General features: G+C 54.8%; 1 pseudogene. It reads left to right on the top strand.

Annotated features, from left to right (window positions below):
* Positions 1-281, top strand: a pseudogene (locus V8Q34_RS27440) (urocanate hydratase); the annotation flags it as partial.

Consider the following 281-nt stretch of genomic DNA (forward strand, 5'->3'; position numbering starts at 1 on the left):
GCAGTGGACAACAACATCAAGATAGAGCTGTTATCTGACCAGACAAGCTGCCATGTGCCGTACGACGGAGGCTACTGCCCGCAGGGCCTGACCTTTGAGGAGCGCACGGAGATGCTGGCAAACGATAAAGAGAGATTCTGCGAGCTGGTGGACCAGACCCTGGTAAAACACTACCACCTGATCAAGACCCTGGTGGAGAGAGGCTCCTACTTCTTCGATTACGGAAACTCCTTCATGCGTGCCGTGTTCGATGCGGGAGCAAAGGACATCGCCAAGAACGG

It is taken from the genome of Blautia sp. JLR.GB0024 (assembly GCF_037000545.1).
GTDB classification, from domain to species: domain Bacteria; phylum Bacillota; class Clostridia; order Lachnospirales; family Lachnospiraceae; genus Blautia; species Blautia celeris.